Below are 937 nucleotides of genomic sequence, written 5' to 3' on the forward strand. Positions count from 1 at the left end.
GGCCGGTCAGACCGAAGCCGAGTACAAGGCCAAGGCCCAAGGTGATGACGTCTTCAAAGACGGCGATACCTTGACCGTCGGCATCACCGACGCTGCCGTCGATGGTAAGGCCTTCGAGAATCTGGAGCTGGGCGGCAACGCTTCGGTCCAAATCACCGACACCGTCAGCGAAGTCGTCGCGACCCTCACTGCCGACAAGACCACTGTGTCCGAAGGTGGCCAGATCACTTACACCGTGACGCTGACCAATGCCCAGGGTCTGTCGGTCACCGGCCACAATGGCCTGACCTTCACCCTGACTGACGGCACCAAGGTCACCATTCCAGCCGGCAGCGCCAGCGGTACCTTCACCATCACCGCGCCGGACGACGTGTTCGTCGGTGGCCAGCCGAGCATCGTCAACAAGATCGAATCGGTTGCCGGTGGCGACAACTTCGAGAAGCTGACCCTCGGCGACAACACCGTCACCACGACCGTGACCGATGAGACTGGCACCGGCACTCCAGGTACCGACAACCAGGGCGACAAAGTCACCGTTACTATCATCGGCAAAGGCGATGTCACCGAAGACCAGCAGCCGGCCTTCACCGTCAAGGTCAGCCAGAAGCTCGACCACGACCTGACCGTCACCCTGTCGAACGGCGACAAAGTTGTCATTCCAGCCGGTCAGACCGAAGCCGAGTACAAGGCCAAGGCCCAAGGCGATGACGTCTTCAAGGACGGCGACACCCTGACCGTCGGCATCACCGATGCCGCTGTCGATGGCAAAGCCTTCGAGAACCTCGAGCTGGGCGGCAACGCCTCGGTACAGATCACCGACACTGTCAGCGAAGTGGTCGCCACCCTGACCGCCGACAAGACCACCGTCACCGAAGGCGGCCAGATCACCTACACCGTGACCCTGACCAACGCCCAGGGTCTGCCGGTCAACGGCCAC

Annotated in this window: 1 protein-coding gene; it reads left to right on the plus strand. The window is 62.0% G+C overall.

Annotated elements, in window-relative coordinates:
* The coding region (locus CC207_RS19680; protein WP_371916489.1) for an immunoglobulin-like domain-containing protein at positions 1–937 on the plus strand (937 nt) is incomplete at both ends.

This window comes from Pseudomonas sp. DrBHI1, assembly GCF_002205115.1.
Classification (GTDB): Bacteria; Pseudomonadota; Gammaproteobacteria; order Pseudomonadales; family Pseudomonadaceae; genus Aquipseudomonas; species Aquipseudomonas mosselii.